Origin of the sequence: Amycolatopsis sp. lyj-23 (genome assembly GCF_046549135.1) — a bacterium.
In the GTDB taxonomy this organism is placed as follows: Bacteria; Actinomycetota; Actinomycetes; order Mycobacteriales; family Pseudonocardiaceae; genus Amycolatopsis.
The window spans coordinates 159,951-184,626 of sequence record NZ_JAJPWN010000002.1 but is presented as its reverse complement, the minus strand read 5'-3'; the positions used below and the strand labels follow the sequence as shown (position 1 = coordinate 184,626).

The 24,676-nt window shown below is 74.1% G+C and carries 20 protein-coding genes; 13 read left to right on the top strand and 7 right to left on the bottom strand.

Annotated elements, in window-relative coordinates; all coding sequences use genetic code 11:
* Positions 1-97 precede the first annotated feature (97 nt).
* The gene (locus tag ACLJPY_RS03815) at positions 98-1,069 is read left to right on the top strand and encodes an SEFIR domain-containing protein (RefSeq protein ID WP_410586595.1); all 972 of its coding nucleotides are present in this window, start codon (positions 98-100) and stop codon (positions 1,067-1,069) included.
* A gap of 74 nt (positions 1,070-1,143) precedes the next feature.
* Here the strand turns inward: ACLJPY_RS03815 and ACLJPY_RS03810 are convergent, their stop codons facing one another.
* On the bottom strand, positions 1,144-1,698 hold the full coding sequence (locus ACLJPY_RS03810; protein ID WP_410586594.1) for a TetR/AcrR family transcriptional regulator: 555 nt from the start codon (positions 1,696-1,698) through the stop codon (positions 1,144-1,146).
* Positions 1,699-1,778: 80 nt separating this feature from the next.
* Here ACLJPY_RS03810 and ACLJPY_RS03805 point away from each other — a divergent pair, with 80 nt between their 5' ends.
* On the top strand, positions 1,779-2,648 hold the full coding sequence (locus tag ACLJPY_RS03805) for an NAD(P)H-binding protein (RefSeq protein WP_410586593.1): 870 nt from the start codon (positions 1,779-1,781) through the stop codon (positions 2,646-2,648).
* A 9-nt stretch (positions 2,649-2,657) separates the two neighbouring features.
* Here ACLJPY_RS03805 and ACLJPY_RS03800 read toward each other — a convergent pair whose 3' ends face one another.
* Positions 2,658-3,245 carry a TetR/AcrR family transcriptional regulator gene (locus ACLJPY_RS03800; RefSeq protein WP_410586592.1) on the bottom strand — a complete coding sequence of 196 codons (588 nt, stop codon included), beginning with the start codon at positions 3,243-3,245 and terminating at the stop codon, positions 2,658-2,660.
* Positions 3,246-3,329: 84 nt separating this feature from the next.
* On the opposite strand from ACLJPY_RS03800, the gene ACLJPY_RS03795 reads away from it, so the two are divergent.
* The 6 genes from ACLJPY_RS03795 to ACLJPY_RS03770 all read left to right on the top strand — a co-directional run bounded on the left by ACLJPY_RS03795 (position 3,330) and on the right by ACLJPY_RS03770 (position 9,536).
* Positions 3,330-4,622, top strand: a complete 1,293-nt coding sequence (locus tag ACLJPY_RS03795) for a cytochrome P450 (RefSeq protein ID WP_410586591.1) — start codon at positions 3,330-3,332, stop codon at positions 4,620-4,622.
* Entirely contained in the window at positions 4,619-5,509 is an 891-nt protein-coding gene (locus ACLJPY_RS03790) for an alpha/beta fold hydrolase (RefSeq protein ID WP_410586590.1), read from the top strand. The genes ACLJPY_RS03795 and ACLJPY_RS03790 overlap by 4 nt, the downstream gene beginning before the upstream one ends.
* Positions 5,493-6,344 carry an SDR family NAD(P)-dependent oxidoreductase gene (locus ACLJPY_RS03785; protein WP_410586589.1) on the top strand — a complete coding sequence of 284 codons (852 nt, stop codon included), beginning with the start codon at positions 5,493-5,495 and terminating at the stop codon, positions 6,342-6,344. The genes ACLJPY_RS03790 and ACLJPY_RS03785 overlap by 17 nt, the downstream gene beginning before the upstream one ends.
* A 1-nt stretch (position 6,345) precedes the next feature.
* The gene (locus ACLJPY_RS03780) at positions 6,346-7,824 is read left to right on the top strand and encodes a flavin-containing monooxygenase (RefSeq protein ID WP_410586588.1); all 1,479 of its coding nucleotides are present in this window, start codon (positions 6,346-6,348) and stop codon (positions 7,822-7,824) included.
* Positions 7,825-7,857: 33 nt separating this feature from the next.
* Positions 7,858-8,724 (top strand): NAD(+)/NADH kinase, encoded by an 867-nt coding sequence (locus tag ACLJPY_RS03775; RefSeq protein WP_410586587.1) that lies wholly within the window; start codon positions 7,858-7,860, stop codon positions 8,722-8,724.
* A 98-nt stretch (positions 8,725-8,822) separates the two neighbouring features.
* On the top strand, positions 8,823-9,536 hold the full coding sequence (locus ACLJPY_RS03770) for a DUF998 domain-containing protein (protein ID WP_410586586.1): 714 nt from the start codon (positions 8,823-8,825) through the stop codon (positions 9,534-9,536).
* A 162-nt stretch (positions 9,537-9,698) separates the two neighbouring features.
* On the opposite strand, the gene ACLJPY_RS03765 is transcribed toward ACLJPY_RS03770, so the two are convergent.
* The gene (locus tag ACLJPY_RS03765) at positions 9,699-10,058 is read right to left on the bottom strand and encodes a DNA polymerase ligase N-terminal domain-containing protein (protein WP_410586585.1); all 360 of its coding nucleotides are present in this window, start codon (positions 10,056-10,058) and stop codon (positions 9,699-9,701) included.
* 67 nt (positions 10,059-10,125) lie between these two features.
* On the opposite strand from ACLJPY_RS03765, the gene ACLJPY_RS03760 reads away from it, so the two are divergent.
* Positions 10,126-11,115, top strand: a complete 990-nt coding sequence (locus tag ACLJPY_RS03760) for a YdcF family protein (protein ID WP_410586584.1) — start codon at positions 10,126-10,128, stop codon at positions 11,113-11,115.
* Here ACLJPY_RS03760 and ACLJPY_RS03755 read toward each other — a convergent pair.
* The 3 genes from ACLJPY_RS03755 to ACLJPY_RS03745 form a co-directional block, all read right to left on the bottom strand.
* Complete coding sequence (locus ACLJPY_RS03755) at positions 11,112-12,320, bottom strand: glycosyltransferase (RefSeq protein ID WP_410586583.1); 1,209 nt, start codon at positions 12,318-12,320, stop codon at positions 11,112-11,114. The genes ACLJPY_RS03760 and ACLJPY_RS03755 overlap by 4 nt on opposite strands.
* 547 nt (positions 12,321-12,867) lie before the next feature.
* A complete protein-coding gene (locus tag ACLJPY_RS03750; RefSeq protein ID WP_410586582.1) occupies positions 12,868-13,698 on the bottom strand; it encodes an SDR family NAD(P)-dependent oxidoreductase in 831 nt (276 codons plus the stop codon).
* The gene (locus ACLJPY_RS03745) at positions 13,695-14,690 is read right to left on the bottom strand and encodes an alpha/beta hydrolase (protein WP_410586581.1); all 996 of its coding nucleotides are present in this window, start codon (positions 14,688-14,690) and stop codon (positions 13,695-13,697) included. The genes ACLJPY_RS03750 and ACLJPY_RS03745 overlap by 4 nt, the downstream gene beginning before the upstream one ends.
* 384 nt (positions 14,691-15,074) lie before the next feature.
* On the opposite strand from ACLJPY_RS03745, the gene ACLJPY_RS03740 reads away from it, so the two are divergent.
* From ACLJPY_RS03740 to ACLJPY_RS03725, 4 genes are read left to right on the top strand one after another with little or no spacing between them, the layout of a single operon-like run.
* Positions 15,075-15,767 (top strand): hypothetical protein, encoded by a 693-nt coding sequence (locus ACLJPY_RS03740; RefSeq protein WP_410586580.1) that lies wholly within the window; start codon positions 15,075-15,077, stop codon positions 15,765-15,767.
* A gap of 12 nt (positions 15,768-15,779) precedes the next feature.
* The gene (locus ACLJPY_RS03735) at positions 15,780-17,489 is read left to right on the top strand and encodes a fatty acyl-AMP ligase (protein WP_410586579.1); all 1,710 of its coding nucleotides are present in this window, start codon (positions 15,780-15,782) and stop codon (positions 17,487-17,489) included.
* Positions 17,486-21,736, top strand: coding sequence for a beta-ketoacyl synthase N-terminal-like domain-containing protein (locus tag ACLJPY_RS03730; protein WP_410586578.1), 4,251 nt, complete (start codon positions 17,486-17,488; stop codon positions 21,734-21,736). The genes ACLJPY_RS03735 and ACLJPY_RS03730 overlap by 4 nt, the downstream gene beginning before the upstream one ends.
* Positions 21,727-23,247, top strand: a complete 1,521-nt coding sequence (locus ACLJPY_RS03725; protein WP_410586577.1) for an MFS transporter — start codon at positions 21,727-21,729, stop codon at positions 23,245-23,247. The genes ACLJPY_RS03730 and ACLJPY_RS03725 overlap by 10 nt, the downstream gene beginning before the upstream one ends.
* Here the strand turns inward: ACLJPY_RS03725 and ACLJPY_RS03720 are convergent.
* Positions 23,177-24,673, bottom strand: coding sequence for a cryptochrome/photolyase family protein (locus tag ACLJPY_RS03720; protein WP_410586576.1), 1,497 nt, complete (start codon positions 24,671-24,673; stop codon positions 23,177-23,179). The genes ACLJPY_RS03725 and ACLJPY_RS03720 overlap by 71 nt on opposite strands.
* Positions 24,674-24,676: the final 3 nt, after the last annotated feature.

The window sequence follows — 24,676 nt, the reverse complement described above, 5'->3', positions numbered from 1 at the left end:
TATATGACAGGCGAACACGGAACACGAGGGGCCGAATCGTTTTCCGGAAACCGATCGCGCGGATCGGTGATTCACCGACCGATCCGAGGGGAAGCCGATGTCCGAGCCCGACCCGCCGAAGGTGTTTTTCAGCTACTCGCACGACAGCGGGCAGCACAAGGACCTGGTCCGGCGGTTCGCGACCTTCCTGCGCAGCCGGATCGGCCTCGAGGTCGTGCTCGACCAGTGGTACGACAACAGCCGCATCGACTGGTCGCTGTGGGCGACCCGGCACCTCAAGGCCGCCGACTTCATCATCGTCGTGGCGTCTCCCCTGTACCGCGCCCGGGCGGACGGCGAAGCGCCGCCGGACGAGGGCCGCGGGGCCCAGTTCGAGACCGCCATCATCCGCAACAAGCTGACCAGGGACCTCGAGGACGGCACCCGGCGGGTGCTCCCGGTCGTCCTGCCCGGGCGGTCGATCGACGAAATCCCCGAGTTCCTCAACCCGTACTCGATGACCCGGTACGAGATCGCGGAGTTCACCGACGACGGCGTCGCCGACCTCCTTGCCGCGATCACCGGTCAGGGGCAGCACCCGATGCCCCGCCGCGGGATCTGGCGGGGCGGGGCACGCGCGCCGCGGCAGGTGCGGGCCGGCGAGCTCCCGTGGATGTGCGCGAGTTCGGGGGTGCGGCGCGGCGAGGCGTGGATCGACGGCCTGCACTACGAGAACAGCATCGTCCTGCGGCCCGGCACCCCGGCCACCACGGGCCCGGGCTTCATCGAACTCGACCTCGGCGGGCACTACCAGCGGTTCACCAGTGTCGCCGGGGTGCTCGACAACGCCCGGGACCCGTTCCAGGTCGGGCGCTTCCGCGTGGTGCTCGACGGGACCCCGCGGTCCGAACACGACGTCTCGGCCGGGAAGCCCGCGAAGATCGACCTGGACGTCTCCGGCGGCCGCCTGCTGCGGCTCGAGATGTCACGGCCGGGCGCCTCGGCATCTCCGTTCGGTTCCGCGGCGGTCGTGGTCACCCGGCGGGGCCGGCCACCCGAGCTCGCCCTCGGCGATCCGGTGGTGACCTAGCGGGCCACACTCCCACCGGCTTGCCCGCTGCCGCACCGGCTTTGGCCACCAAGCGCCGGCCGAGCTGACCGCGCTCAGGCCCGGATGCCCTCCAGCTGGAGCGTGAGCAACCGCCGCCAGTGGCCCGGTACCGTCATGTTCGCCATGGCCGCGCGGGTGATGAGGACGAAGTCTTCGCGGTCGAAGTCCGCGCGGAGGCGACCGGCCTCGACCGCGCGGCGCACGATCCGCTCGACGCTCGCCGAGAACGCCAGCTTCTCTTCCTCGATGTCGGCCCAGCTCGGCTGTTCGGGACCGAGGATGGCGAAGCGGAACGCGGCGTCGGGTTCCGCGGCTTCCAGGTAGCCGTAGAGCAGCGATTCGAACGCCGTCCACGGGTCGCCGGCCGCTTCGGCGGCCTGGGCGAGGACGGCCATCTCCTCGAACCGGCGGCCGATGATCGCCGCGCGGAGCGCCTGCTTGTCGGCGAAGTGCCGGTACAGGGTGCCGACGCCGAGTCCGGCGCGGTCGGCGATCTCGTCCATCTGCACGGCGTCGCCCCGCCGGGCGAACAGCTCGCCCGCGGCGTCGAGGATGGCGTCGCGGTTGCGGCGGGCGTCGGCCCGCAGGGCACGTCGGGAAGCGGTCATGGTGGCCCCAGCGTACTTGACGACCCGGCCGATCGGGTTATATTCGGAACCGGAGTTCATCTTCAGCTTAGGAGCAACCCATGATCGTCGTGACCACCCCCACCGGGCAGATCGGCCGCCGGCTCGTGCGGCACCTGCTGGCCGGGAACGGCAAGGTCAAGGTCGTCGTCCGGGACGCCGCCCGCCTGGAAGCCGACGTCCGCGCGCAGGTCGAGGTGGTCGAGGGCAGCCACGACGACCCGGCCGTGCTCGACGCGGCCCTGCCCGGCGCCGAGGCGCTGTTCTGGCTCGTCCCGCCCAATCCCGCCGCCCCGAGCGCGCACGAGCACTACCTCGCCTTCGCCCGGGCCGGTGCCGAAGCGGTCCGCCGCCACGACGTCGGCCACGTCGTCGCGATCAGCAGCGCCGGACACGGCTGGCCGAAGCCCGCGGGCGTGCTCTCCGCGGCCTTCGCCATGGACGTCGAACTGCAGCGGTCGGGCGCGCACTACCGGGCGGTTTCGCCGCCCTTCTACCTGGAAAACCTGCTCGGGCAGCTGTCCGCGATCCGCGAGCGGGGCGAGTTCACCTTGACCTGCGCCGGCGACCAGCCGCTCGCCACGATCGCGACCCGCGACGTCGCCGCCGCGGCCGCCGATCTGCTGACCGACCTGTCCTGGACCGGGCAGTCCGACGTCCCGGTGTTCGGCCCCGACCGGTTCACCCCCGACGACATGGCGCAGGTGCTCACCGAAGAGCTCGGCCGCCCGGTCCGCTACCAGCGGGTCACGCTGGCCGGCTTCGCCGCGATGCGCCGGTCCCAAGGCGCGAGCGACCGGCTGGTCGCCGACGCGACCGAGATGTTCGCCGCGCAGGACGAGGGCATCTACGACGCCGACTGGGCGAAGGCGACGATCACGGCGACCGGCTTCCGGACCTGGTGCCGGGAAGTGCTGGTGCCCGCGCTCTGAGAAGGCGGGTCAGGCCGGGCCGAGCAGGGCGATCGACGCGCGCACCGCGACTTCGGTGACGTCGCCGGCCCGGCCGCCGTCCTCCACGGTCGTCGCGATCAGTTCCCGCAGACCGCCCAGGAGCATGATCGACAACTGGCGCGACGGCGGCCTGATCCCGGCCGCGCGCATCTCCGGGGTGTCGGTCAGGCGCTGGGTCATCGCGATGAAGCCCTCCATCGCGTCGCGCTGCAGGTCGCGGGCCGGGGCGCCCAGCGCCGGGACGTCCCGGATCCAGCTCAGGGTGATCGCCGGCTCGGACTCCGCGCAGGCGATCCACGCTTCGATCGCCTGGCGGACCTGGACCGCCCACGGCGCCCGGGGGTCGACCGCCTCGGAAATCTGCCGGATCATCGCGCGGTTCGCGTCGGCCAAGAGCGCGATCAAGCACTCTTCGCGGCTGGAGAAGTGCTCGTAGAACGTCCGGCGGGAGGTGCGGGCACGGCGGACGACGTCGGCGACGGTCGTGTCGCGGAAGCCCGTATCGATGATCGACTCGGCCAGCCCGTCCAGCAGCCGCTGCCGGTGCGGGCGGGTGTCGACGTCCACGGAACCCACGCTATACCCCTCCTCTTGAAAGAGGATGGTACACGGGCGTACCGTACCGACGGTACGGTCGCGTACCACCTTCCGGGAGGGTCGATGACGACCATGACAAGCCCCACGACACTGCCGCCGGGGCCCACCGTGCCGCGCGCCGTCCAGGGCGCCTACGCCCTGACGCAGCCGCTGCGCGGGATGCGGCGGCTCAAGGAGCGCTACGGGGACGCCTTCACGGTGAACGTGCCGATCTTCGGCAACGCCGTGGTGATCAGCAGCCCCGCCGAGATCAAGCAGCTGTTCACCTCCGGGCCCGAGCTCGTCGACAACCTGGAGGTCAACCTCGGGCGCGTGCTCGGGCCACGGTCGATGTTCGCGCTGTCCGGCGACGAGCACAAACGGCAGCGGAAGCTGCTGGTGCCGCCGTTCCACGGACGGCGGCTGGCGGCGTACGAGAAGATCGTCGAGGAGGAGACCGTCCGCGAACTGGCGACCTGGCCGGAGGGCCGGGCCTTCGCCACGCTGCCGTCGATGATGCGGATCACCCTCAACGCCATCCTCCGCGCGGTCTTCGGCGCCGAAGGGGCCGAATTCGCCGAGCTGCGCGAGCTACTCCCGCCGTTCGTGACCCTCGGCTCGCGGCTGGCCGTGCTGCCGATCCCGAAGAAGGGCCGCTTCAACCCGTGGCGCCGCTTCGAACGGATGCGGCGCGAATACGACGCGATCGTCGACCGGCTGATCGCCAAGGCCCGGCCCGACGGCGACGACGTCCTGGCGATGATGCTGCAGACCCGCTACGACGACGGGTCGGGGCTGAGCCGCGAGGAGATCGCCGACCAGCTCCTCACCCTGCTCACCGCCGGCCACGAAACCACCGCCACCACGCTGGCCTGGGCCGTCGAGCGCCTCCGGCGGCACCCCGCCCTGCTGGCCGAACTGGCCGAAGACGACGGGAAGCTCCTCGACGCCACGATCCTCGAGGTCCAGCGCACCCGCCCGGTCATCGACCTCACCGCCCGGCAGGTCAAGCAGGACGGCTTCCGGCTCGGCCGGTGGACGCTGCCGAAGGGCTACGCGGTCCTCGTCAGCATCGCGCTGATCCACGACGACGACGCCGTCTTCCCGCACGCGGCCACCTTCGACCCGCACCGCTTCGCCGGCGCGCGCCCGGACCTCTACCAGTGGATCCCGTTCGGCGGCGGCACCCGCCGCTGCCTCGGCGCCGCCTTCGCGACCATGGAGATGACCGTCGTGCTGCGGACCCTCCTGCGGGACTTCACGCTGGTACCGACGCAAGAACCCGGCGAACGCTGGCACTCGCGGGGCGTGGCCTACGCACCCGCCAAGGGCGGCCGCGCGGTCGTGCGCCGCCGCAACACCGGAGGAGATTCGTGACCGAACAGATCGCCGACGCCGGCCGCGGCATTTCCCTGGCCTACGAACGCATCGGGGACACCGGCGCCGAGCCGCTGGTGCTCGTGGCCGGGCTCGGCCAGCAGCTGCACAGCTGGCCGGACGCCTTCTGCGCGCAGCTGGCCGGACGCGGGTACGAGGTCATCCGGTTCGACAACCGCGACACCGGGCGTTCGACCCACCTGCGCTTCCGGCCGCCGAACCTCCTCGGCATGCTCGCGGGCCGGTTCCCGGCGCAGCAGTACGACCTGAAGGACATGGCCGCCGACACGATCGGCCTCTTCGACGCGCTGGACCTCGAGACCGCGCACATCGCAGGGGTGTCCATGGGCGGCATGATCTCCCAGACCACCGCGGCGCTGTACCCGGACCGGATCCGCACCCTGACGTCGATCATGTCGACGACCGGGTCGCGCCTGCTCGGCCGTCCCGCGCTCTCGACGTTGCGGATGATGGGCGGCAAGCCGCCGAAGTCGCGGGAAGAAGCGGTCGAAAGCGCGGTGCGGATGTTCCGCCACATCGGTTCGCACGGTTTCCCGTTCGACGAGGCTTTCGTGCGCGAGCTCGCCGGGACGGGCTGGGACCGCGATCCGACGTCCGGCGGGGTGGGCCGCCAGCTCGCCGCCATCATGAAGTCCGGCAACCGGACCGCGCTGCTGCGGCGGATCACCGCGCCGACGCTGGTCATCCACGGCGACCGCGACCGGATGGTGCACCCGACGGGCGGGCTCGCGACCGCGCGGGCCATCCCGGGCGCCCGCCGCGAAACCGTCCGCGGCATGGGCCACGACCTGCCCGAAGGCGCCTGGCCCACGGTGCTCGACCTCATCGACGAGCACGCGAGGAGCAGCGATGTCACGGCCCCGTGAGCAGCACGGCCTGACGGGACGACCGGTGGTGATCACCGGCGCGGCGTCCGGCATCGGCCGGGCCCTGGCCACGCGGCTGTCCCGGCTCGGCTCTCCGGTCGCGCTGGCCGACGTCGACGAAGACGGCCTGAAGGCCACCGCGGCCGCCTTGCCCGGCCGGGTGCTGACCCGCGTCCTCGACGTCCGCGACGCCGAAGACCAGCTGCGGTTCGCCGGGGAAGTGAAAGAGTGGCTGCCGGCCCCGCTGGCCGCGGTGTTCAACAACGCCGGGGTCGCGGTCACCTCGACCGTGCTCGACGCGGTGCCCGAAGACGACGACTGGCTGCACGACATCAACTTCCGCGGGGTCGTGCACGGGACGCGGGCGTTCCTGCCGGTCCTCGTCGAGCAGGGCGAAGGCGCGATCGTGAACACCTCCAGCGTGTTCGGCCTGCTCGGAATGCCCTACCAGAGCGCGTACTGCGCGGCGAAGTTCGCCGTGCGCGGGTTCACCGAGTCGCTGCGGCAGGAACTGCGCGGCACCGGCGTCCGCGCGGTGACCGTCCACCCGGGCGGCATCACGACGAACATCGCGCGCAACGCCCGGGTGCGCCGGGACCCCGAGGGTCGCGGCCGCACCCACGAGCAGATGGCCGCGCAGTTCGAGGCCATGACGATGACGTCGCCGGAGAAGGCGGCGGCGATCATCCACACCGGGGTCGAGCGCGGCAAGGCCCGCATCCTGGTCGGCCCGGACGCCTACCTGTTCGACGCGCTCGCCCGCATCACCCCCACCCACTACAACGCCGTGCTGACGCGCGTGATGCGGCGCGCGCGGCGGACGGAGGCCGTGTGAGATGACCGAACACCTCGACGTGCTGATCGTCGGTGCCGGGCTGTCCGGCGTCGGCGCGGCCCACCACCTGACCACGGCGTTCCCGCGCAAGAGCTACGCGCTCCTCGAAGCCCGCGACGCGATCGGCGGCACCTGGGACCTGTTCCGCTACCCGGGTGTCCGGTCCGATTCGGACATGCAGACCCTCGGCTACCGGTTCCGCCCGTGGACCGACGCCAAAGCCATCGCCGACGGGCCGTCGATCCTGCGGTACGTCCGCGACACCGCGGCCGAAGCCGGGATCGACCGGCACATCCGCTTCGGGCACAAGGTGCTCCGGGCGGAATGGTCCACAGCGGACGCGCTGTGGACGGTCGTGGCCGAGCACGACGGCCGAACCGCCGGATTCACCGCGAAGTTCCTGTACCTGTGCAGCGGTTACTACGACTACGCGGCCGGGCACACCCCGGAGTTCCCGGGCATCGAGAACTTCGGCGGCACCGTCGTCCACCCGCAGCACTGGCCCGCGGACCTCGACTACGCGGGCAAGAAGGTCGTCGTCATCGGCAGCGGCGCGACGGCGGTGACGCTCGTCCCGGCGATGACCGACCTCGCCGCGCACGTGACGATGCTGCAGCGCTCCCCCACCTACATCCTTTCGCTGCCGTCGGAGGACGAGCTGGCCAACCGGCTGCGCAAGGTGCTCGGCCCGAAGCTGGCGTACCCGATCGCGCGCTGGAAGAACGTCGCGGTGAGCACGCTGATCTACCAGCTCAGCCGGCGCCGCCCGGGCGTGGTCAAGGCGCTGATCCGCAAGGCGACGGTGAAGCAGCTGCCGCCGGGGTTCGCCGTCGACACCCACTTCAAGCCGCGCTACCAGCCCTGGGACCAGCGGCTGTGCCTGGTCCCGGACGGCGACCTGTTCCGGTCGCTGCGCCGCGGGGACGCCTCGATCGTCACCGACCGGATCGCGTCCTTCACCGACCGGGGCATCCGGCTCGAGTCGGGCGACGAGCTCGAGGCGGACGTCGTCGTGACCGCCACCGGGCTGCGGCTGCTGGCCTTCGGCGGGATCGAGCTGTCGGTGGACGGCGCCCCGGTGAAGCTGCCGGAAACCATGGCCTACAAGGGCATGATGCTCAGCGGCGTGCCGAACTTCGCCTTCACGATCGGCTACACGAACGCGTCGTGGACGCTCAAGGCCGACCTCGTCGCCGAGTACGTCGTCCGGCTGCTGCGCCACCTCGACCGGCACGGCTACGACCAGTGCGTGCCGGTCAACGACGACCCGGCGGTGACCGAGCGGCCGCTGCTGGACTTCGACGCCGGCTACGTGCAGCGGTCGATCGACGAGTTCCCGAAGGCGGGTTCGCGGGCGCCGTGGCAGCTGGGCATGAGCTACGCCCACGACGTCGTCAAGCTGCGGCACGGCAAGCTCGACGACGGCGCCCTGCGGTTCTCGCGGCGGCCCGGGGCGGGAGCGGGCAGACTGAGCGCATGACGCTCGGTACCTCCCCCGTCCGGAGCCGCTGACATGCACTCCGCGGGACTCGTGCTGCACCCCCGCCGCGACTCGGCGGCCGCCGTCGAAGCCGTGCTCGGCTGGGCGGGCAACCGGAACATCGAGGTCCTCGGCATCGAGGACGAAATCGTCCGGCTGAACTGCGCGGCGGTGGGGGTGCCGCCCGAGGAACTCGGGCGGCGCTCCGACCTGCTGGTCAGCCTGGGCGGCGACGGCACGATGCTGCGGGCCATGCGGCTGGCCGACGGGCAGCGCGCTCCGGTGCTCGGGGTGAACCTCGGCAAACTCGGGTTCCTGGCCGAGGTCGACGTCCCGGACCTGCCGGGTGCGCTGTCGGCCATCGACGACCACCAGTTCACGGTGGAGCCGCGGCTGGCGGTGGACGCGGTGCTGCAGGGACGGCGGATCACGGCGTTCAACGACATCGCGGTGGTGCGCGTGCCCGGCGACGGCAGCGCGGTGGTCGCGGTCCGCGTCGGCGGCCAGCCGTTCGTGAGCTACTCGGCCGACGCGGTGGTCGTGGCGACCCCGACCGGCTCGACGGCCTACAGCTTCTCCGCGGGCGGCCCGATCACCAGCCCGGCGGTCGAGGCCCTGCTGGTGACGCCGGCGGCGCCGCACTCGGCCTACAGCCGCGGGGTGGTGCTCTCGGTGCACGACGAGGTGACCCTGGAGCTGCTGCCGACCAGCGGCCGGCTGGCGGTGGAGGTCGACGGCCAGGTCCAGGGGTACGTCTCGCCGGGCGAACGGCTCGACCTGCGCGGCCGGCCGAGCGCGGCCCGGGTGGTCCGGCTCGGCATGACGACGTTCTACCAACGGGCGCGGCGCAAGCTGCGGCTCACCGACTCGGCCGAGATCCCGCAGGACGGCGACCACTGACGGTGTCGTGGGTCACAGGCCGGGCGCGTCGGCCATGGTCACGGAAAGGTCACGGGTAGCGTGCGCGGCTGCGCCTGAACCAGCCGAACCGTCCCGGAGTGTCTTCCCACATGCTGTGTCCCGCACCCGTCCGTCCCCGCCTGCGCGCCCGCCTGCTCGTCCCCGGGGCACTCGCCGCCTTCGCCGGCGCGGTCGTACTGCTCGCCGTGCTGCACGTCGACCGCAGGCTCGCGCCCCTCGACCCGGTGAGCACGATGCTCAGCGACTACGCACTGAGCCCGGGCCGCTGGATGTGGGACGGCGCGCTGCTGCTCACCAGCACGGGGTCGGCGTTGCTGCTGGTCGCGCTCTGCCGCCGCGGCCTGCTGGCCAACCCGGCCCTGGTGGCGGCGAAGGTGCTGTGGTGCGTGAGCCTGCTGGCGGTGGCGGTGTTCGCGAAGGACCCCCAAGGGGGCGCGATCACCGCGACGGGCAAGATCCACCTGTACGCCTCGGCGGTGACGTGCCTGAGCCTGCCGGTGGTCGGCTGGGCACTGGGCCGCCGCCACCGCGACGACCCCCGCTGGCGCCGGTCCGCGACGTGGTCGCGCCGGCTGGCGCTGGCGGCCATCCCGTTCTACCTGCCGTTCATCGTCCCGTTCGCGGTGAACGTCATCCTGGGCGGCCACCTGCCGACCGTGGCGACGGGCCTGGTGGAGCGGCTGATGATGGTGCTGGAGATCGCGCTGCTGGTGGTGCTGGGCCACTGGGCCCACCGCGCGATCCCGACCGGCGTCCGGTTCCGGCCGCACGCACGGGTCTCGGCCGCCTGAGCCCGGAACCTGCGTGATCGGGACCGTATCCCGCGTGCTCCGGGCCGTCATTCGCGTGATCGGAGCCGTCATTCACCAGATCCGGGTCGGATCACGCGAGTCCGGCTCTAATCACGCGAGTTCCGGCTCTGGTCACGCGAGTTCGGCCCCGGATCACGCGGGTCACGCGCCGCCCGGCTGGTCCCGGGTCCGGTGCAGCAGCCAGTCGTTCGACGTGCGGATCAGCGCGTACCGCACGGCCTCCGTCCGGCCGTGCAGGGTGAACAGGATGCGCTTGGCGGTCCGGTCGTGCTCCTCCCACCAGCCGGTGTCGGCGATCTTCTTCGTGTCGTCCTCGTAGCCGAGGTGGTCGAGGGCGTGGTCCGGCACCGCGACCGCCAGCCGGTTCGTGGCCGCGTCCGGGGGCAGGCCGCGCGGGACGGCCCAGGACCGCAGCACGCCGTTCTCCTCCAGCCGCAGGTCGAAGTGGTGCCGCGGGCGGAAGTGCTCGTGCAGCACGAACGCCGGGCGCCGATCGGTCACGTCCCTCACCCTGCCAGATCACCGCCCCGCTAGGTTGGACCGCAACGGGGAATCCAGGGAGGCCGGGGTGGACATCGGCGGTGCGGTGCTGCCGGGCGCCGCCGGCGTGGCGCTCGTCGTGTTCGCCGTGCGGCTGGCGCGCGAACCACGGCGGCTGGGCAACGCCGTCTGGCTCGGCGTCGCGCTGCTGCTGACCGCGTTGTGGCTGCTGCGCGCGGCCCTGCACCTGGAGTGGCTGACGCCGGTGCTGGTGGGCGTGCTCGCGGTGGTCGCGGTGCTCGTCGCGCTGGGGCTGCCGGTCGCGCTGGTCGTCAACGGCGTCCGGATGTGGCGGCGGGAGGGGCGCAGCGCCGGGAACCTGCTGTCGCTCGGCCTCGGCGTCGGGCTGGTCGGGCTGGAGGCGCTGTTCTTCGTGCCGCTCGGGCGGTGGGGTTCGGCGCTCGTCGGCATCGCCGCGGTGCTGGCCTGCTACTTCGGGTTCCTGTTCCTGTCGCTGCTGGTCTATTCCGTGGTGTACAGCCGGATCGGCCGCCGCAGCGGGTTCGACGCCGTCATCGTCCTCGGCTGCGGGTTGGCCGGCGAGCGCGTGCCGCCGCTGCTCGCCGGGCGGCTCGACCGGGCGATCCGGCTGCACGACCGGGAGGCGAAGCCACCGCTGCTGGTCGTCTCGGGCGGGAAGGGATCCGGCGAGACGGTCACCGAAGCCGAGGCGATGCACGCCTACCTGCGCGACCGCGGCGTGCCGGACGGCCGGATCGTGCGCGAAGACCGGGCCGGGACGACCGAGGAGAACCTGCGGTTCTCGGCCGCGCTGCTGCCCGCCGGCGCGCGGCGGGTGGTCGTGGTGACCAGCAACTACCACGTGTTCCGGGCGGCGGTGGAGTGCCGCCGGCTCGGCCTGCCCTTCCACGCGACGGGCTCCCCGACGGCCCGGTACTTCCTGCCGAGCGCGCTGCTGCGCGAGTTCGCGGCGCTGATCCTGTACTACCGCCGGACGACGATCGCGGCGTGCGTGCTGATCGTCGGAGCGGGCTTGGCGCTGGCGATCTTCGGCTAGCCCGGGCCCAGGATCGAGCACGCGCGGGCCACCCCGTCCTCGGCCCGCAGGCGCGCGCCCACGTACTGCGCGCCGCGCCGGAACAGCGGGTTCCCGGTCAGCTCACGCAGCCGCGCGGTCAAGGTGTGGACGTCGATGTCGCCGAGCGGCAGCGGTTTCGGGCCGGCGCTCAGCCGGGAGACGCGTTCGCCCCAGTAGGGCTGGTCGGAGAAGACCGGGCAGACCAGCGCGGGTACGCCGGCCCGCAGGCCCGCCGCGGTGGTCCCGGCGCCACCGTGGTGGACGACGGCGGCGGTGCGCGGAAACAGCCACTCGTGCGGGACGTCCCCGGCGACCAGCAGGTCGTCGGCGTCGACCCCGGCGCTGACCACACCGCGCAGCCCCGCCCGGCGCAGGGCCGTGCGCACCAGGTCGAACGTCCGCTCGGCGGCCGCGGGCTGCATGCTCCCGAACCCGACGTACACCGGCGGCGGTCCGGCGGCGAGGAAGTCCCGCAGCCGCGGGTCGGGGCGCCAGTGGCCGACGTCGAGGAACCAGTAGCCGGTGACGTGCACGCGGGCGGGCCAGTCGGGCGGCCGCGGCACGACGGCGTCGGAGAACCCGCACAGCACGGCCGAACGCCGCCGCGGTCCGCGAAGACCGGCTTTCGGCAGGCCGAGCGCCTCGACGCGCCAGCGGTCGAGTTCCGGCCGAAGCACCTGCCAGGCGAAGGTGTCGACGGCGGTGAAGCTGAGGTGCCGCGCCCAGGGGCCGAGCCGCTCGGCCCGGGGCAGGAGGGGGTGGGCGAAGGCGCGGGTCGGGACGCTGGGCTGGTAGTGCAGTTCGGCATCGGGGACGCCGAGGGCGGCGCCCAGGTGGGCGCCGAGGAAGCCGAGCGTCGGCGCGAGCAGCAGCCCGGCCCCGGCGACCCCGGCGTGCACGTCGGCGAGCAGCCGGTCGAGCACGGGCCGGAGCACTTCCCGCAGGCGTGAGAGGAAGGCGCGCCCGCTGGTCCACCCTTGCCCGGCGGCGGAGCCGAGCAGGGCGGTGGGGTCGGCTGAGAGGGGTGCGAAGCCGAGGCCGTGGGATTCGACGAGCTCCCGGAACGCGGGAGCGGCGAGGACGCGGACTCGGTCGCCTCGGGCGGCCAGCCCCCGCCCGAGGGCCACGCACGGTTGGACGTCGCCCCGCGAGCCGGGGGCGATGATGACAACGAGGCGGCTCATCGCTCACCTCTGGCTCGGTGACGGTGGCGGGGGCTTGGCACCCACCTCGGTGGTCGGTTCATCTCGCCGCTCCTCCGGCCGCGTCGGACCACCGACCCCGCCGACCGCTCGAAGTGCAGACCGCGCAACTCCGGCAGAACCGCTCGACCGCCCGCGCGGCCACATCGGACAACCGACCGCGCTGGCCGAGCGAGGTGCAACCGCGCAGCCCAAGCAGAGCTGCTCGACCACCCGCGCGGCCGGACCGAACTACCGACCGCACCGGCCACACGAGGTGCAACCGCGCAGCCCGAGCAGAGCTGCTCGACCGCCGGCGCGGCTACATCGGACAACCGATCCCGCCGGCCGGGCGAGGTGCAGACCGCGCAGCTCCGGCGGAACCATCGAGCAGCCGCTCGACCACCCGCGCGGCCACACCGAACCACCGACCGCGCCGGCCGAACGAGCCGCCCACCGAGCCGCCGCCTCCGCGCACCTGCCGCCGAACCGGTGCCCAGCTCCCGCCGCCGGAGACCAGTTCCCAGGCCACCCCACCTCGACCACCCGTTCACCGCTTCGCCGCCGTCAAGCGGTACCGCAGGCGGAACGGCAGGTTCGCCAGCACCGCCGCGACTCGCGCGTCCGTGCCGACCAGGTAACGCGGTGCCGGGTGGCGGGCCGTCAGCGCGCGGACCACCGTCTCGGCCGCCCGGCGCGGGGGTACTCCCGTTCGGGCCGAGCGGGCCGCGCTGCGCTCGGCCGTCGCCAGTTGCTCTCCGTACCTCTCCAGTGCCGCCGGTGACAAGGCCGCGCGGACCTCCTCCGCCGCCGCGCGGGCTCGGGGCCAGATCGGGGTCGCCACCGCGCCCGGCTCCACCAGCACCACCCGGATGCCCTCCGGGGCCAGTTCCGCGCGCAGGCTGTCGGTCAACCCCACCAGCGCGAACTTCGACGTGTGGTACGGCCCGACCATCGGTCCCGCGATCCGGCCGCCGATCGAGCCGATCGTCACCACGCGCGGCGACTCCGCGCGCCTCAGGGCCGGCAGCATCGCGCGCGTCACCGCCAGCTGGCCGGTGACGTTCACCTCCAGCTGCTCCCGGAACGCCGCCAGCGGCACGTGCTCGAGCGGCCCCGGCCGCGCCAGCCCGGCGTTGTTCACCAGGCCGCGCACCGGTCCCGCCGCCGCGACGCGGTCTCCGGACCGGGCGATCGACTCCGCGTCGCGCAGGTCCATCCGCAGCACCGTGACCGCGTCGCCGTAGGTGCGCGCCAGGTCCGCTTCGTCCTCGTCGCGGCGGACGCTCGCCCACACGTGCGCGCCCCGCCGCACCAGCTCCGCGACGCAGGCGCGGCCGATGCCGCCCGCCGCGCCGGTGACCACATAGGACGGTTTCACGACGCCAGCACCTGCAGCATCCGCGGCCACGTCTTGTGCAGCTGCTGCTGCCAGTACGCCCACTGGTGGGTGCCCGGCCCGTAGAGGTCCGCCGTCATCGGGACGCCGAGGGCACGCAGCCGGCCGGCCAGCGCGGTGGTCTGGGCGCCGCAGAGGAACTCCAGGAGCATCGCGCCGGGCAGGACGTCGATCGGCAGCTTCGCGTCGAGCGGACCCGGCAGCCCGTTGCCCGCCGAGAGGTACAGCTCGGTGCCGCGCAGGCGGTCGGCGTTCACCAGCGGGTCGTGCGCCTCCCAGCGCGCGGCCTCGCGACGCCGGTCGCCCCACAGGGCTTCGGGGTCGAGGCGGGCCGACGTGACGATCGCGTCGGTCAGCAGTTCTCCGGTGGGGCCGGCCGGGTTGACGTTGCCGCTGAAGGAGGCCGCGTAGCGGAACACGCCCGGCCGCCGCGCGGCGAGCTCGAGCGCGCCGTACCCGCCGAGGGACAGGCCGGCGGCCGCGCGCCGGCCGTCCCCGCGGTAGCCGCGGTCGATCAGCTGCGGCAGTTCGACGGCGGTGAAGGTCTCCCACTGGTTGAGCGCGAGGTCCTTGCCGTAGTTCCACCAGTCGCTGAAGAAGCCCGCGGAGCCCGAGCCGGGCATGACGACCAGGACACCGGCGTCGTCGGCGAGCTGCCGGACGTCGGTGTTCGCGCTCCAGCCGCGGTAGTCCTGCAGCCGGGTTTCGCCGGCCAGCAGGTAGATCGCCGGCCAGCGCCGGGCCGCCCAGTCCTGCGGCAGGATCAGCCGGACCATCGCGTAGGCCCCGATCCCGGTGGAGCGCACGGTCAGGTCGAGCACCCGGCCGTCACCGTCCACAGTGGTCTCTGCGACGACGTGCGAGCCGTCGTCGGCCCGGGCGTCCGGGACACCGGCGGCGGCCACGGCCGGGGCGCCGGGCAGCGCGCACACCGCGGCCGTCAGCGCCGTGAACCACCTCACGAATGGGCGCATGCGTTTCCTTTCCGGCGGGTCGAAGTGCGGCCAAGCTAAAGGAATGACGTCCGGGAACGCAATTGTCCTGTCCACGATGTGAGCGGACAATGTGAATGGCAGGAAAACAAACTCCCCCGCACGGGTGAGGCGGCGCTCGCAGAGGGTGACCAAACTCGGACGGCCGTGCCACAACCCGCCGCCGAACTCGCCAGTAACCTGCGAATGTGCAGCTCACGCGCTGTCGCTGAAGATGTTTACGCCGTCTTGAGGTGCTTCCGGTAACCGATTTCCCCGCGTAGCCTTCGCCGTGCCGCCCGGACCGGTCGTCGCTCGACGCGTCCCGGCGAAGGGTTCCAGCGCAGGGGCCGCACCTCCTCGAGAATGCTCCCGGAAGGGTTCTTCATGGCTGCCCGAATTCGCTTTCCGCCCGCCGCTGCCGCCTTGGTCGTCGCCGCGGCGGCCATGGTCACCATTTCGCCCGCGAAACCGGCCACCGCGGTCGGCGTTCCACCGGCCACCGCGGTGGCCGGTGTTCCACCGGCGCCGGTGGTTCCGCCGTCGGCACTGCTGCCCGCCGAGGCGGTGCCCGGGCCACCCGCGGACCGGACCGTGTTCGACGTCGCCACCGCACTGTCCACTGCGGACCGCAGCGACGGCACCGGCTGCGCCGACGTCGTCCACGGCCGCGTGCTGCACCCGGGCACGGGCGCCGGACAGGGGTTCCAGACGGCGGTGCCCGGTGGCCAGCTGTCCGAACTCGTCGCCCGGACCCCGCACCCGACCGACCTCGCCGCCTGGACCGCGCAGGCCCGCCGCTGCGCCCGCGTCACCGTCGACGACCGGGACCTGTCCACCGTCTCGACGACGACCCTCGGGACCGGACCCGCGGTCCCGGGCGCGCAAACCCTGTCCTACCAGCAGGTCCTCACCCTGCCGGGCCAGCCGGCCGGACTGCCCGGGCTGCGCCTGCGCACCGTCGCCATCGCCGCCGACGGCGTGCTGGTCCTGCTCCGCGACGCCGGAGCGACCGACCTCGACCTCGACACCCTGGCCGTCGCCGCGTGGCAGCACGCGGTTGCGCGCCTGGGCCGCTAGCAAGGAGAACCCATGTCCCAGAAGGAATTCCCGGCGGTGGGCGGCGACACCCTGACCGCGTGCCTGCGCCACTGGGCGGCGACCACCCCGGACGCCCCCGCCCTGACCTTCGCCGACTTCGCCGTCGACCCCGCCGGACGGCGGCGCACGCTCACCTGGCAGCAGCTGGCCGGCCGCGTCGACGCCGCCGCGGCCGCGCTGCCGGTGGCGCCGGGCGACCGGGTCGCCGTGCTCTGCCCGCAGGGCCCGGACTACGTCGTCGGCTTCCTGGCCGCGATCACCGCGGGCGCGATCGCCGTACCGCTGTTCGACCCGGGCCTGCCGGGGCACGCCGGACGGCTCGCCGCGGTCCTCGCCGACTGCGCGCCCGCAGCCGTCGTCACCACCGCCGCCGCGCGGCCGGGGGTCGAAGCGTTCCTCGGCGGTGACACCGCCGTCGTCGCGGTGGACCGGCCGGAACCGGCGGGGTCGCGGCCCCCGGCGACGGCGGCCCCGGACGACATCGCGTACCTGCAGTACACCTCCGGCTCGACGCGCAGCCCGGCCGGCGTGGTGCTGACCCACGCGAACGTCCTCGCCAACGTCACCCAGGCCGTCCGCGGGCTCGGCCTCGACCCGGCCGCGGCCACCACCGTCTCCTGGCTGCCGCTCTTCCACGACATGGGCCTCGTGCTCGGCCTGATCACGCCACTGGCGCTGGGGCTGCGGTCGGTGCTGATGGACCCGCTCGCCTTCGTCGAACGGCCGGTCCGCTGGCTCGAACTGCTCGGCGACCACGCGGGCAGCTGGAGCGCGGCCCCGAACTTCGCCTTCCACTACTGCGCAAGCCGGATCCGCGAGGCCGACCGCGCGCGGCTGCGGCTCGGCCGCGTCGCCGCGATCGTCAACGGCGCCGAGCCGATCAACCCGGACGTCCTCGACCGCTTCCACACCGCCTTCGCCGCCGCCGGGTACCGGCCGGAGATGACCCGCCCGGCCTACGGCCTGGCCGAGGCCACCGTGTTCGTCACCACCGGACGCGCCGCCGTTCCGCGGGTCACGACGTTCGACCGCGACGCACTGGCGACGGGGGCCGGGCGGCCGGCCGGGGACGGGGTCCGGCTCGTCGCGTGCGGCGGCCCGGCCGGGCAGCTCGTCGCGATCGTCGACCCGGGCAACGCGGTCGTGCTGCCGGACGGCTCGGTCGGCGAAATCTGGGTGCACGGCCCCAACGTCGGCGGCGGCTACTGGCAGAAACCCCTGGAGAGCACGGAAACCTTCGGCGCGCGGCTGGCCGGCGGCCTGCCCGAGGGGCCGTGGCTGCGGACCGGCGACCTCGGCGTCCGCCACGACGGCGAGCTGTACATCGCCGGCCGGATCAAGGACCTGATCATCGTCGACGGGCGCAACCACTACCCGCAGGACGTCGAAGCCACCGCCGCGGCCGCCGACGCCGCGATCCGCCCCGGCAGCGTCGCCGCCTTCGCCGTCGAGGGCACCGACACCGAAGCCGTCGTCGTGGTCGCCGAACACCGCGGCCACGCCGACCTGACCGAACCCGCCGAACGCGCGCTGACCGCCGCGATCCGGCGGCTGATCGCCGACGCGCACGGGCTCGCGCTGCGGGACGTGCTGCTCGTGCCGCCCGGGCGGGTCCCGCGCACGTCCAGCGGCAAGATCGCCCGCGGCGCCTGCCGCGATCGCTACCTCGCCGGCGACTACCGAAAGGCCATGGCCCGATGAGCGAGCCGACGACCGACACCCTGCGCCGCTGGCTCCTGGACACCGTCGCCGAACACACCGGCGTCACGGCCGAGCCCGACCACCCGCTCGGCGACTACGGCCTGTCCTCCCGCCAGGCCGTCGGCATCGCCGCCGACATCGAGGAGCGCCTCGGCCGGCGGCTGCCGCCGACGCTGCTGTGGGAAAGCCCGACCATCGACGCCCTCGTGCGCCGCCTCACCGGCGCCGCCGAGCCCGACGCCCGGCCGGGCACCGACCGGCGCCGGACCGACCCCGTCGCCGTCGTCGGGCTGGGCTGCCGGTTCCCCGGCGCGGACGGACCGGAGGAGTTCTGGGACCTGCTGCGCACCGGGCGGGACGCCGTCCGCACCGCACCGCCCGGCCGCTGGAACCCCGACGCGGCACCGGTCCTCGGCGGCTTCCTCGACGACGTCGCCGGGTTCGACGCCGAGCACTTCGGCATCACCCCGCGCGAAGCGGCCGCGATGGACCCGCAGCAGCGGATGCTCCTGGAGGTGACGTGGGCGGCGCTGGAGCACGCCGGGATCGCGCCGTCGTCGCTGCGCGGCAGCCGGACCGGCGTGTTCACCGGGATCGCCACCCACGACTACGGCCACCTCACGATGACCGGCGGCTCCCCGGACCTGTGGACGGCCACGGGCGCGGCGGGCAGCATCGCGGCCAACCGGCTGTCGTACGTCTACGACCTGCGCGGGCCGAGCATGGCGGTGGACACGGCGTGCTCGTCGTCGCTGGTCGCGGTGCACCACGCGGCGCGGGCCCTGCGCGACGGCGACGCGGACCTGGCCCTGGCGGCCGGGGTGAACCTGATGCTGCTCCCGGGCCCGACGGCGGCGTTCGCGGCGGCGGGCCTGCTCGCCGTCGACGGCCGGTGCAAGACGTTCTCCGCGGACGCGGACGGCATCGCCCGCGCGGAGGGCTGCGGCGTGGTGGTGCTCAAGCGCCTGGCCGACGCCGAATACGACGGCGACCGCGTGCTCGCGGTGATCCGCGCCTCGGCGGTCAACTCCGACGGCCGTTCCAACGGCTTGGCCGCGCCGAACCCGCTGGCGCAGCAAGCGATGTTGCGGGAGGCGTACCGCGGCCTCGATCCGTCCACAGTGGATTACGTGGAGGCGCACGGAACGGGCACGCTGCTGGGCGACCCGATCGAAGCGGGCGCGCTCGGGGAGGTGTTGGGCACCGGCCGCCCACCGGAAGCACCCCTGCTGATCGGCTCGGTGAAGACGAACATCGCCCACGCCGAGGCCGCGGCGGGGATCGCGGGGCTGATCAAGGTGGTCCTGGCGCTGCAGCACGGTGCACTGCCCCCGCAGCTGCACTTCGCGGCCCCGAACCCGCACATCGCCTTCGGCTCGCTGGGGTTGAAGGTGGTGACGGAGCGGACGGAGTGGCCCCGCCACACGGGCCGCGCGACGGCCGGGGTGTCCGCGTTCGGGTTCGGCGGGACGAACGCGCACGTGGTGCTGGAGGAAGCGGCGGCACCGGGCGGAACGCGGGAAGGCGGGCGGCCATCCGGCGGCGCCGTCGCCATCCCGGCAACCACCGCCGGTACCGGCGGTGGCCGGATCGCGGTTCTCTCCGCGCGGACCCGCGACCGCCTCACCGAGCGGGCCGCCCAGCTGGCCGCCTGGCTCGACTCCCCCGCCGGGCGCAACGCCCGCTTCGACGACGTCGTCCACACCCTCTTCCGCCGGGACGACTCCGGGCCGCACCGGGCTGCCCTCGTCGCCGGCGACCACACGGAGCTCGCCGCGCTGCTGCGGGCCGTCGGCCACCGGCGGGATCTGCTGCCCGCCGGGGCCTTCACCGGTACTGCCGTCCGCGGGGAAGGGCCCGTCTTCGTCTTCTCCGGGCACGGCTCCCAATGGGCCGGGATGGGCCGTCACCTCCTCGCCGCCGGAACCGCCGGACCAGCCGGAACCGCCGATGCCGCCTTCGCCGCGCAGGTCGACAAGCTCGGCGACCCCTTCACCGAACACGCCGGACGATCCCTGCGCTCCCTCCTCACCGGCGCCACACCCCGGACACTGGCCGAAACCCAACTGGCCATCTTCGGGACGCAACTCGCGCTCGCCGCCCGGTGGGAGGCGCTCGGCGTCCGGCCCGCCGCCGTCCTCGGGCACTCGCTGGGGTCCGCAGCCGCCGCCGTCGTGGCCGGGGTGCTGACCGCCGACGAAGCCGTCCACCTGGTCGCCACCCGCGCGCGCCTGCTCGGCACGATCGGCTCGGGCGGTGCCATGGCCGCCGTGGAACTGACCCCCGACGACCTCGCCCGCCACCCCGGGGTCGAGCTCGCCGTGGACGCCGCGCCCGGTCAGGTGACCGTCGCCGGGGACGCGGCCGTCCTCGATCGGCTCGTCGCCGAACTCGAGGCGGCCGGCCGGGCCGCGCGGCGGCTGCCCGTCGGGGTCGCCGGGCACTCGGCCGGGGTCGAGCCCGTCCTCGGGGCCCTGCGCGACGAGCTGGCGGAGCTGGGCGGCCGCCGTCCGCTGGTGCCCTGGTACGACACCGTGCTGACCGATCCGCGCGAGCTCCCGGACTTCGACGCCGGGTACTGGGCCGCGCACCTGCGCCGCCCGGTCCGCTTCCGGCAGGCGGTCACCGCGGCCGCCGCGGACGGGCACCGCGTCTTCGTCGAAATCTCCCCGCACCCGATCCTGCGCGGTTCACTGGCCCGCACGCTGGACGCCGCCGGCACCGCCGACGCCGTCGTGACCGGCACCCTGCGCCGCGGCCAGGACGAGCTGCGCGCCTTCGCGGCGGCAGCGGCCACGCTGTACTGCGCGGGCACCCGCATCACCGTGACCACCCCGCACGACGACGGGCAGCTCACCGACGTACCGCCGATGCCGTGGCGCCACGAGCGGCACTGGTACACCGACACCACAGCGACCGCACCCCCGCCGAGCCGGCCCCAGCCGGCACCGAGCGAAGCCACGGGCGACCCGCTCACCCGGATCGTCGCCGCGATCATGGGCCTCTCCCCCGACCGCCTGGACCCCGACACCCCCCTCGTCGAGCTCGGCCTCGACTCCCTGATGGCCAACCGCATCCGCGACGCCGTCCGCCGGGAGCTCGGCGCCGATCCCGATCCCGCCGCCGTGCTCCGCGGCGCCACCCTCGCCGACCTCAACCGCGACCTCGCCCCGCGCGGCGACGAACCGCCCGCCCGCGGCCGGGCCTGGGACGCCGCCGACCGGCTCGTCCTGCGGCTCTGGCGGCAGCACACCGGCACCGACGCCGCCGGCCCGCACGTCCGGCTCACCGGCACCGAAGAACCACACCGCCTCGCCCGCCTGCTCGCCGACGACCTCACCGCCGAACTCGACACGCCCGTCGACGCCGCGGACCTCCTCGGCCACGACTCCCTCGCCGCCATCGCCGACGTCGCCCGCGCCCTGCTCGACACCCGCGAAGAACGCGGGCCCGTCCACCTCCTCAAACCCGGTGACGCCGGCACCGCTCCCCTGCTGCTGTTCCACCCCGGCGGCAGCACCTGCACCGTCTACCGCCCGCTGCTGGATCGGCTGCCCGACGGCGTCCCGTGCGCCGGCTTCGAACGCGTCCCCGGCGCCCGCATCGAAGACCGCGTCGAACGGCTCCTCCCGCTCGTCCGCGCCCGCGTGCCCCACGGCCCCTACCGGCTCGCCGGCTGGTCGTTCGGCGGCGCCCTCGCCTACGGTGTCGCCACCCGGCTCGCGGCCGAAGGCGAACCGGTCGAGCTCGTCGCGCTCATCGACACCATGCTCCCGCTGCCCGAACCGGACCTCGACCCGCGCGCGTCCTCGGCCCGGCGCTTCCTGCGCTTCACCGGCTACGTCGAAGGCACCTACGGCCGGACCGTCCGGCTCGGCCACGAAGAGCTCGCCGCCCTGCCCGAAGAAGCCCAGATCGAGCTGACCATGCAGCGCGTCGCCGAAGCCGGGCTGCTCAGCCCCGGCGTCCTCCGGCACCAGCAGCAGTCCTTTTCGGACACCCTCGCCGCCGAGCGCGGGACGCCGGTGCCCTACGACGGCCGCGTGGTGCTCTACCGGGCCACCGAACCGTACGCGGCCGGGCTCGCGATGGAACCGCGTTACTCCCGCACCGACCTCGCGGCGGGCTGGGACCAGCTGTGCCCACGGCTGGAGATCGTCCCGGTGGCCGCGCACCACCTCTCGGTGGTCGACCCGCCGCACGTCGACGTCGTGGCCCACCACCTGGCGGACCTGCTGTGGCCGTGACCGCCCGGGCCTGGCCGCTGCTGGCCGTCCTCGGCGCCGGCCTCTTCCTCGTCGCGGTGGACGCCACCGTGCTGCACGTCGCGCTGCCCGACCTCGTCCGGCAGCTGCGCCCCGGCGCGGCCGCCCAGGTGTGGATCGTGGCGATCTACCCGCTGACCGCGGCACCGCTGCTCCTGCCGTCGGGCACGCTCGGCGACCGCTTCGGGCGACGGCGGGTGCTCGTCACCGGTTACGCGGTGTTCGGGGCCGCGTCGCTCGGCTGCGCGCTCGCTCCCGGCGTGCCGGCCCTGCTCGCCGCCCGCGCGCTGCTCGGCGTCGGCGGGGCCTTGATCATGCCGGTGACGATGTCGCTGCTGCGGGAGCTGTTCCCGGACCGGCGGCAGCGGCGCACGGCGATCGCGGTGTGCAGCGGGATCGCCGGGACCGGTTCGGTGTTCGGCCCGGTGCTCGGCGGGCTGCTCGTCGAGGCGTGGGGCTGGCGGGCGACGTTCCTGGTCAACCCGCCGGTGATCCTCGCCGCGGTCGTGGCGGCCCTGCGGTGGCTGCCGCGCAGCCCGCCGGGTCGGCAGCGGTGGGACGCCCTGAGCGCGGTGCTCGCGGCTGGCGGCGTGTTCGGGATCGCGTTCGCCGCCGGGCCGTCGGAGGGCGGCCTCGCCACGGGCGCCGCCGGGGCCGTCCTCCTCGTCCTCTTCGTCCGCCGCCAGCGGCGGGCCGACGCGCCCCTGCTGGACCTGGCCCTCTTCCGGCGGCCGGGCGTACCGGCCGCGGCCGGCGGGATCCTGCTGGTGATGAGCACGCTGGTCGGCCTCGGCCTGCTGCTCGCCCAGTACCTGCAGGTCGTGCTCGGCCTGTCCCCGGCCGCCGCGGCCGTGCGGCTGCTGCTCGTGCTCGGCGCCTCGGCCGTGGGCAGCGTGCTCACCCCGGCCCTGCTGGAGCAGTTCGGCAACGCCCGGGTCGCCACCGCGGGATTCGCGCTCGCGGCCGCGGCACTCGGTGTCCCCGCGGCGGGCGGGCTGACGTCGCCGTGGTGGCTCGGCGGCGCGCTCGCCGGCTCGGGCCTGGGGATGGCCCTCGCCCTGACCTCGAGCACGGACACGCTGCTGACGGCCGGCCCCGCCGACCGGGCGGGCGGCGCGGCCGCCGTCGAGAAGACCGGTTACGAGCTGGGCGCGGGCCTGGGCACGACGGCGTTCGGCTCGCTGGCCGCCGCCCACCTGGTCGTGCCGCCCGGCGTGCCGGAGGCGGCCAAGCGGCTGGCGGCGGCCGGACCGGCCCAGGCCGAAGCCGCTTCCCGGGGTCTGCCGGAGGCCACCGAGCTGCTCGCGGCGGCCCGGGCGGCCTCCACCACCAGCGTTCAGGTCGCCGCCGTCGTTGCGTGCGGTTTGTTCACTCTGGCCGCAGTCGCTTCCGTTTTCCGCGGCCGTATAGGTCGTTATACGATCAGAAGTGCTCGCGCTCCGCTTCCCGGGCCACGACTTCGGCGCGGTCGGCGAGCCGTTCGAGGCCGCTGAGGGGTTGCCGCATCCGGTGGTTGCCGCGCAGCCGCTGCGCGTTGCGGTCCAGGAAGGCCCAGTACCCCGCGGTGAACGGGCACGCCTGCGGGCCCGTCCGCTTCTTCGGGTCGTAGGCGCAGCCGCCGCAGTGGTCGCTCATCCGGTTGATGTAGGCGCCCCCGGCGGCGTACGGCTTGGTCGCGACGACCCCGCCGTCGGCGTACTGGCTCATGCCGATGACGTTGGCGGGCATCACCCAGGGGAACCCGTCGACGAACGCGGTGGCGAACCAGCGGGTGAGCGCGGCCGGGTCGTACCCGCGCTGGAGCCCGTGGTTGCCGAGCACCATGAGGCGTTCGATGTGGTGGGCGTAGCCGCGGTCGCGGACCCCGGCGAGCGCGGTGCGCAGGCACGCGGCCTCGACCGCGTCGGCGTCCAGCGAACGCCACCACGCCGGCAGCGGGCGGCGGGCCTGCAGTGCGTTGCGCCGCAGGTAGTCCGGCCCCTGGTGCCAGTAGAGGTGCCACACCCATTCGCGCCAGCCGAGCACCTGCCGGATGAACCCTTCGACGCTGCTCAGCGGCGCCTCGCCGGCCCGGTAGCGCTCCTCGGCCCGCCGGACGACGTCGCGCGGGTCGAGGAGCCCCAGGTTCAGCGGAACCGACAGCAGTGCGTGCGCCATCGCCCAGTCGTGGGTGAGCATGGCGTCCTGGTGCGGGCCGAACGAGGGCAGCCGGTGGTCGAGGAACCGCCGCAGCGCCCGGTGCGCTTCGTCGTGCCCGACGGCGAACTGCCGCGGCCCGTCCACGCCGACCGGGTGGATCTTCCCGGCGCGTTCGGCTTCGTCGAGTTCGGCGCGGACGCGCTCGTCGATCTCGTTCTCCCGCGGCTGCCACGGCGACGGGACGGCGAGCCGGGTGGTCTTCGGCGGCGGCTGCCGGTTGTCGTGGTCGTAGTTCCAGTGCCCGCCTTCGGGCTCGCCGTCGGCTTCGAGCAGCACGCCGAACTTGCGGCGCTGGTCGCGGTAGAAGTCCTCCATGACGAACCGGGTGCGTCCGGCCGCCCACGCCGAGAAGTCCTCTTTGGACAGGCAGAAACCGGGTGTCGGGAGGATTTCCGAGACGACGCCCTCGTCGCGCAGCCGCCGGACGAAGGCGTCGGCCGCGTGCGACGTCGGCTCGTGCACCACGACCGGCCGCCCGAAGCGGCGCAGGCCGGTGCGGTAGTCCGGGGCGTCGATCAAGGTGACGCGGTCGCCGAGGTCGGCGGCGAGCCGGTACAGGGCCGCCCGGACCAGGTGCAGCTTCTGCCGGTGGAAGGGCTTTGCGGCGAAGGCCGCCGCCGAGGCGATCAGCAGCACGTCGCGGCCGCGGTGTTCGGGTGTGCCGTGGAAGTGGGGCCCGAGCTGGTCGGCGAACAGCCACAGCGCGGGCTCGTCTCGCATGCG